This window comes from Herbiconiux daphne (assembly GCF_024979295.1).
Classification (GTDB): domain Bacteria; phylum Actinomycetota; class Actinomycetes; order Actinomycetales; family Microbacteriaceae; genus Herbiconiux; species Herbiconiux daphnes.
Window position 1 is genome coordinate 1 of record NZ_JANLCJ010000020.1, and the last position, 6,186, is coordinate 6,186.

General features: G+C 37.0%; 7 protein-coding genes. 2 read left to right on the forward strand and 5 right to left on the reverse strand.

Annotated features, from left to right (window positions below; genetic code table 11):
* The first annotated feature begins 68 nt into the window (after nt 1-68).
* Both N1032_RS21850 and N1032_RS21855 read left to right on the forward strand, forming a co-directional pair.
* Nucleotides 69-266, forward strand: coding sequence for a hypothetical protein (locus N1032_RS21850; protein ID WP_259542290.1), 198 nt, complete (start codon nt 69-71; stop codon nt 264-266).
* 267 nt (nt 267-533) lie between these two features.
* A complete protein-coding gene (locus N1032_RS21855) occupies nt 534-1,916 on the forward strand; it encodes an autotransporter outer membrane beta-barrel domain-containing protein (protein WP_259542292.1) in 1,383 nt (460 codons plus the stop codon).
* Nucleotides 1,917-2,661: 745 nt separating this feature from the next.
* Here the strand turns inward: N1032_RS21855 and N1032_RS21860 are convergent.
* From N1032_RS21860 to N1032_RS21880, 5 genes are all read right to left on the reverse strand, one after another.
* Nucleotides 2,662-3,075, reverse strand: a complete 414-nt coding sequence (locus N1032_RS21860) for a hypothetical protein (RefSeq protein ID WP_259542293.1) — start codon at nt 3,073-3,075, stop codon at nt 2,662-2,664.
* A gap of 73 nt (nt 3,076-3,148) precedes the next feature.
* Nucleotides 3,149-3,310: a hypothetical protein gene (locus N1032_RS21865; RefSeq protein ID WP_259542294.1), complete on the reverse strand. Its 162-nt coding sequence runs from the start codon at nt 3,308-3,310 to the stop codon at nt 3,149-3,151.
* A 322-nt stretch (nt 3,311-3,632) separates the two neighbouring features.
* Nucleotides 3,633-3,821 carry a hypothetical protein gene (locus tag N1032_RS21870; protein ID WP_259542295.1) on the reverse strand — a complete coding sequence of 63 codons (189 nt, stop codon included), beginning with the start codon at nt 3,819-3,821 and terminating at the stop codon, nt 3,633-3,635.
* Between the two features lie 152 nt (nt 3,822-3,973).
* Nucleotides 3,974-4,219 (reverse strand): hypothetical protein, encoded by a 246-nt coding sequence (locus N1032_RS21875; RefSeq protein WP_259542297.1) that lies wholly within the window; start codon nt 4,217-4,219, stop codon nt 3,974-3,976.
* A gap of 33 nt (nt 4,220-4,252) precedes the next feature.
* Nucleotides 4,253-4,744 carry a primase-helicase family protein gene (locus N1032_RS21880; RefSeq protein ID WP_331486046.1) on the reverse strand — a complete coding sequence of 164 codons (492 nt, stop codon included), beginning with the start codon at nt 4,742-4,744 and terminating at the stop codon, nt 4,253-4,255.
* Nucleotides 4,745-6,186: the final 1,442 nt, after the last annotated feature.

Below are 6,186 nucleotides of genomic sequence, written 5' to 3' on the forward strand. Positions count from 1 at the left end.
AAATACGTTTTATATGAACAACTACAAAACGGAAACTTTAAACTATTGAAAGTGGAGGATATAATATAATGAATAAAAAATACTTAGTAAGAAAAGGAATCATCTTGGATTCCGGAATAGAAACGGTGGACGAATCAAAGGTCGTACCGTTTAACAACATGCGTATTGACGGTTATGTGGATGGGCAAAAGACTGTTATTCCAACATATTCACAAACAGTGGCCATTGCAAAAAACTTTGCCAATGCTCCAGAAAACACCAAATGAACACTGCAATCAGAAACTGATTTGCTGCCATCATCTGCTGATTTGAACAATGCGTACAACACAATTGGTATCATAGTGCAGGACTTGAACGGAAATGACGTAAGACTGACTGCCAATCCGGTTGAATCAGTTGATGTTAAACCAAACCTAAATGATGCTATTCTTGTAATAGTTGCTTCTACAGGTGTATTTGACACTGCAATCTATACAGCTACCGGTTGATTGATTTCACAAGTTAAGGATGAAACTACCGTTAAACTTGGACAAATGCAAGCTCAGATTGATGACAAGGCTGATTTGACTTATGTTGATGCACAAGATGCTTCTATGCTATCACAGGCAAAAGCATATGCTGACAATGGTTTCCTGAAAGTTGAAAACCCAAGAATCATTTCTACATCAGACATTTACAACAAGACTGAAATTGATGGTAAAGTTAATCCAATCATCACTCAGCAATCTACAAATACAAACAACATTGCAACAAATGCTTCTAACATAGCTGCCAATACAGCTAACATTGCCACAAACACAGCTGATATAGCAACATTGAAGACATCTGATGCAACTCATACTACTCAGATTGCTACAAACACTGCTGACATTGTAACTAACAAATCTGATATAGCAACAAATACCACAGCAATTGGTGCTACAACAACACCAACCTCTATCCTTGGAAGAGTTGATGCTCTTGAAAAAGCACTTGCTGGTGGTGGTTCAATAGTTACATCAGTGCTTAAATATGCTTCTGACATTGGACAACCGCAAGTTGCTGCTGAATCAAACGCAACAAAAGCCGTGTTTGACCTAACAAACCTGATTAACAACAATGATGGAACTAAACCGGTATTCAACTTTAAGGATGAAAACATCTTTGACATCAAGGTAAGATTCACAATTGATGGCGGAACCGCTCCTTCTGGAAACCACAATATGATTTTCCGTATCAACACAGGAGATGCTGAACCAACAATCATTACTTTTAATGATAGAAATGGTGCTAATCCAAATCAAGGAATAGTGGTTAAGGCAAGTATGACAACTACTGGTAAATTGACACTTGAAACAACTAATGTGGATGGGACTGCTGCTGGGTTCTCAGTTATCAACTATCCAACAATGACTGTTAACCAAATTCAGGAGTTCACAATCTCATTGGCATCTAGCTTAGTAACTCAAGGAGAGCTATCAACAACAAATGGTAATGTATCAGCAAATACAGCTGCTATAGCAAATGCAAATACTGCCATTGGAACTAAAGTGGCAACAACAGACTTTGAAGCGTTCAAAACAACCAATACGGCTGAAATCAATGCTAAAGTGGCACAAACTGCCTATGACACCAAAATGGCTGCTCTGGATGCGTCTATTGCTTCAAATACAACCGCTATTGCTACAAAAGCTGCTCAGACTGCAGTAGATAATCTAAATGGAAAACCAGTCAGAACAATTGATGCTGCTGGTGCTGAGATTGGTATGTCATTAGGTGCTTATACAACATCAGCACTTGATAATGGATTGGCAGATAGAAGTGTAGTTACAAAATTAGTAAATGATGCTCTTGCACCTATTCTTGGTAAAGTGGTTTACAAATCTGGAACTATCATTTCAGTAAATCCTGGTACAGCTATGAATACAGCACTATGAGAAAGAGTAAATAATACTGCTGGATATGCTCTTATATCTGGAGAAACTACTGGAACAACAACTGGCGCTATCAAAGAACATAACCATGGATTAGATTCTGGTTATGCAAATATGAATTTTATATATAAAGGATACCTTGGTAATGAACCATTTGATTTAGGATTTTCTCCACACCAAAAATTTGCTGGAATTGGTTATTCATTAGATGGCAGTGGTAACTATGGAGTTTTCCATAGATGAGGTACATCCGGTGCCAGTGGTACTTGAGATGATCCAGTTGCAAAACTTGGAGGAAACACAAATCCAACAGGTGGAGCAATTAACTTGGCAGCCGGTTATAATGTGCAGTTCTACAAAGCAAAAGTTGATATTAAGGTGAGTGATTTATAATGAACTCAAAACTCTTATATGAATCAAAAATCTGGTTTGTCAATGTAGTATTACTATTCATGTGAATAGTCATCATATTGCTTGATGTCTTGCCTATGGTACAAATCCATGATGAAACAGTTAAAGTTGCCTTATTTGGTCTAACAGCGGCTATTCCAGCAGTATTCATTGCTGAATTGGTTGCTCTGTGAAAGAAATTCCATGTGTATGTGGATTTGAAGAATAAGGAAGAAGAAAAAAAAGACACCAATTAAGGTGTTTTTTTAATTAACCAATCCTGCCACTATTATGGCGGCAATTATCAGAACCCCACCAATGAACTCAATTATGTTAATTATCAGTTTTTTCTTTCTCATTATTTGACCTCCAAGTCAAGTTTTCCTATCCCTTTGACTATTGCCTCATACGCCGCAGGTGTTATGTCAACAGAAATGTTCATTTTAGCCTGTCCTAGGGCCTTGTAGAACATTATGTACATTACCTCAGCAATGTTCATTTCCGCCTCACTGGCGTAGATTGCAAGCACACTGTACCCAATCACTTCACTCATGCCTTCTGTCTGCAGATACCTGTTGATGTTCTGCTCAGTCCTTTTGGATGGTGCTATATGGTCAAGATGCCTTCTGTGCTGCCTGATGTTGCTGTCCTTGCCAACATATATGATTTCACCTGTATCAAGCCTGTAATACACGTATATGCCGTATTGGCTTTCTGAGGTGTCAGTGTATGAACTCCTGATGTAAAACTTATCACTCTTTTTTGCTGGCATGTTCCCACTCCTTAACATTTTGTGTTATCTCTTCCTTAAACCCATCATGTTTAAGTATTTCCGGATTGATGCCTCACACCTCAAACAGCATCATTGTCCATTCAGGGTATGTGTCTATCATAACCTTGAACTCAACAGGCGTAAGCATTCTTCCAAAAACATTAACCATACCAATTCTTATCTGCTTGATTTTTTCAGGGCTCAAATCAATATGTTTCCTTTTGCCATCAACCACAAAGAAAATTCTCTGTATCTGACTTCAATCTCTTTTGCTATCTGCCATATTATTTTTCACCTTTCTTAACTTTTTCCAATTTTCAACCAAATTTTGTATAAATTAGTATATAATGTTTTTTGAATGATGACCTTTTGATGTGCATCCTGTGCCCATTGGCAAGTGAACCATTCATGTATCTCTCAGATTTGACTGATACGGCAATTCCATTACATACCATATCAGCAGCCTGACCCTCATGCCAGACATCTGAATGCAGCTCACATGTGATGCCATACTTGTTTTCAAGGAAGTCCTTACCCTCAACTTCCTTGCTTTTGCCTCAACCAAAATCCTTCATGAGATGCTCAACTAAAGGACCTACAAGAACAGCCCTATCAGGCACTGTTTTAAGTAAGTCCATGTCTTTACCATTCTTACGCAGCCAGTCCTCTATAAGGCCGGTTAGAATAGTGATTATAGCCTCACGGCTATAGGTTCCGTCAAAGAGCCAGGCAATCTTTGGGAACATTGTGTATTTCTTGCCATTTTTTCCTTCAAATGGTGTTCAGGTTTGGAAGTAATGCCTGTTGTCCATATCCTGTATCAACTGTAATATTGCTGATTTATCCATTGTTTTTTTAATATTTTCTTTAGGTTGTGCCATTAGTTGTTCTCCTTGTATCAGTTGATTTCAATTCCACGGAAAGTTTTGCCTTTAATGTTTTTTGAAACTTCACGGACATTATGTTTTTGCTTTGTAAGAAAGTCAATAAAATCATTCTTGAATATTCTTGCTGTATAATGTTTTTCTTGAAATGAGATTCCTGAAAGTGCATATGCATTTGCAAGCATATCATTTGTAATAAAGTCTTCTTGACCTTGGATAGCATCACTTAATTCACGTGACTTGGAAATTACTTCTTCCACATTAGCATTATTGTTAATTTTCTTACTTTCAATTCAATCATGGTGCTCTTGTGTAAGACTAAACCTTTGGTTTCTTATCTCACTGCTGTCAAACACGCTCTGAAACGCATTTATAGCCAATCTGGCAAGCATTTGGATTGATTGGGGATCATTAAGCAGCTCATTGATTTCCGCAGGCGTAAACTCATATTTCCCAGACTTGTTCAAACCTAATGAAATGAACACAACCCGCTTTGCCAACGCATCATCAAAATCATAGAAAGACACATTCTTGTTAGTAGTAGCAACTACCGTTGCTGAGTTAATGACCATTTGTCTATCAACACCTTTCAGTTCAACCTCCATCATTTCCTTACTGTCAGCAATCCTTTTGATTGTTTCTGATGTCCCTTTTGTAAACAGTGCAGGCAATTCATCAAAGAACACCGCATCAGTGCCTTTTAGAGCACCCGTAGAGAATTGGTTTGACCCTTCAAGTATATTCTTGTAGTCAAGCTCTCTAACTGAGCCCGTAGCGGCTCTTATTCAATCAATGATTGTACCCTTACCTGACGTTGAGTGTGCTGAGTGCAGTATGGCAAATATTGATGGGTTTTGGGGGAAGAAACATGAACCTATTATTTCCAATATGAGCTGTCTCTTGTCTTCATCCTTGTCTGCAAGTGCCTTAATGAACCTTTCACCAACATCTGACTTTGCTGTTTCACTTCATTCATATGTCTTTTGGTTAAGAGAGAATGGCAGCACATCAGTCTCAATGAATTTCTTTTGGTTAAGGTCATAATATCCATTCTTGAACACTGAAATGTTCTTGTCTATGTCCTTGTCAGTCACCAACGCCTTTGTGACCGCATCCATCATGAATTCAGAATAGGTATTATTGAGTTCACTTGTCTTTGTGATTGCAAGCACATTTCTAATGACACCCTTAATGTAATTGGTAATCAGGTCTTGCTTAATGTAAGTCTTGTTTACATTTATTCAAACACCATTGTTGTTGTGGTAAATGTCACCCTTATATACAACAAACATCTTCTTACCAAACAGGATAGCCTTTGATTCTTCCTTTTGCTTTTCCTGTGCCTGCTGTTTAAGTCACTGAAACTCATGTTCAGTAAGCTGTGTCAGCGGAATAGCCTTAATTTCTTCATCTGTCATCCCGGTAAATGAAACCGGTTTTTTTAGTATACTCATAGTATTCTCCTTGAAAAATATTTTAAATAGTTGGTCAATGGAACCTAGAAATAGTATATAATATATATAGAAACAAATCAAGTAACAGGATAGTTTCTACCGCCTTCATCTTCAGATTCCCGTCTGGAGTTTTCTTTTTACATTAGATAACTCAAAGAAATGGTTAAGCAAATCATGCCTACAAACTAATTATACCACAACTCAGGAAAAATTCCAAGCAAATTGTTAAAAAGTTTTTGAAACATGTTTGTAATCAATATTGCTAATGATAGTGATTTTGAGCATCATTACACAAATTTGCCTACAAATATATTATACACTATATGTGTTTTAAAACAACCAACTATGCTAAAACACCATGTTTTGTAATGAAATCCCTGTTTTGTAATTGAAATGTAATTTTTGGGAAAAGCCCTGAAACCCTAATGAATACTGAGTTTTCTCTACTTACTTATATCTATTATTACAATATTACAATATTACAAGAGAAATAAGAATATAAGAATATATATAATTTTATATAAGGACTTGACTCAATTTGTAATTGCCCTTATCCGCAGCCTTGTGCTGCATCATCCTAATCTTTTCAGTTGTGGAACTCAAAAGTTTTCCAGCCATATGAATTCACTTATATATATAATAGATATACAATCATTAAAAGGTGAAGCCATCCAGCACCTGTGTATCAAATGAATACGCTATAAGGGGTGGCATAAGTAAGATAGGCATAAGGGTGCTTGACCAATTCAATTTCTATGATTCAGCTTTGTGTC

Excerpts from the sequence above, each read along its gene's own strand:
- N1032_RS21850 (WP_259542290.1), top strand. The coding sequence starts at position 69 with ATGAATAAAAAATACTTAGTAAGAAAAGGAATCATCTTGGATTCCGGA.
- N1032_RS21855 (WP_259542292.1), top strand. The coding sequence starts at position 534 with ATGCAAGCTCAGATTGATGACAAGGCTGATTTGACTTATGTTGATGCA.
- N1032_RS21860 (WP_259542293.1), bottom strand. The coding sequence starts at position 3,075 with ATGCCAGCAAAAAAGAGTGATAAGTTTTACATCAGGAGTTCATACACT.
- N1032_RS21870 (WP_259542295.1), bottom strand. The coding sequence starts at position 3,821 with ATGTTCCCAAAGATTGCCTGGCTCTTTGACGGAACCTATAGCCGTGAG.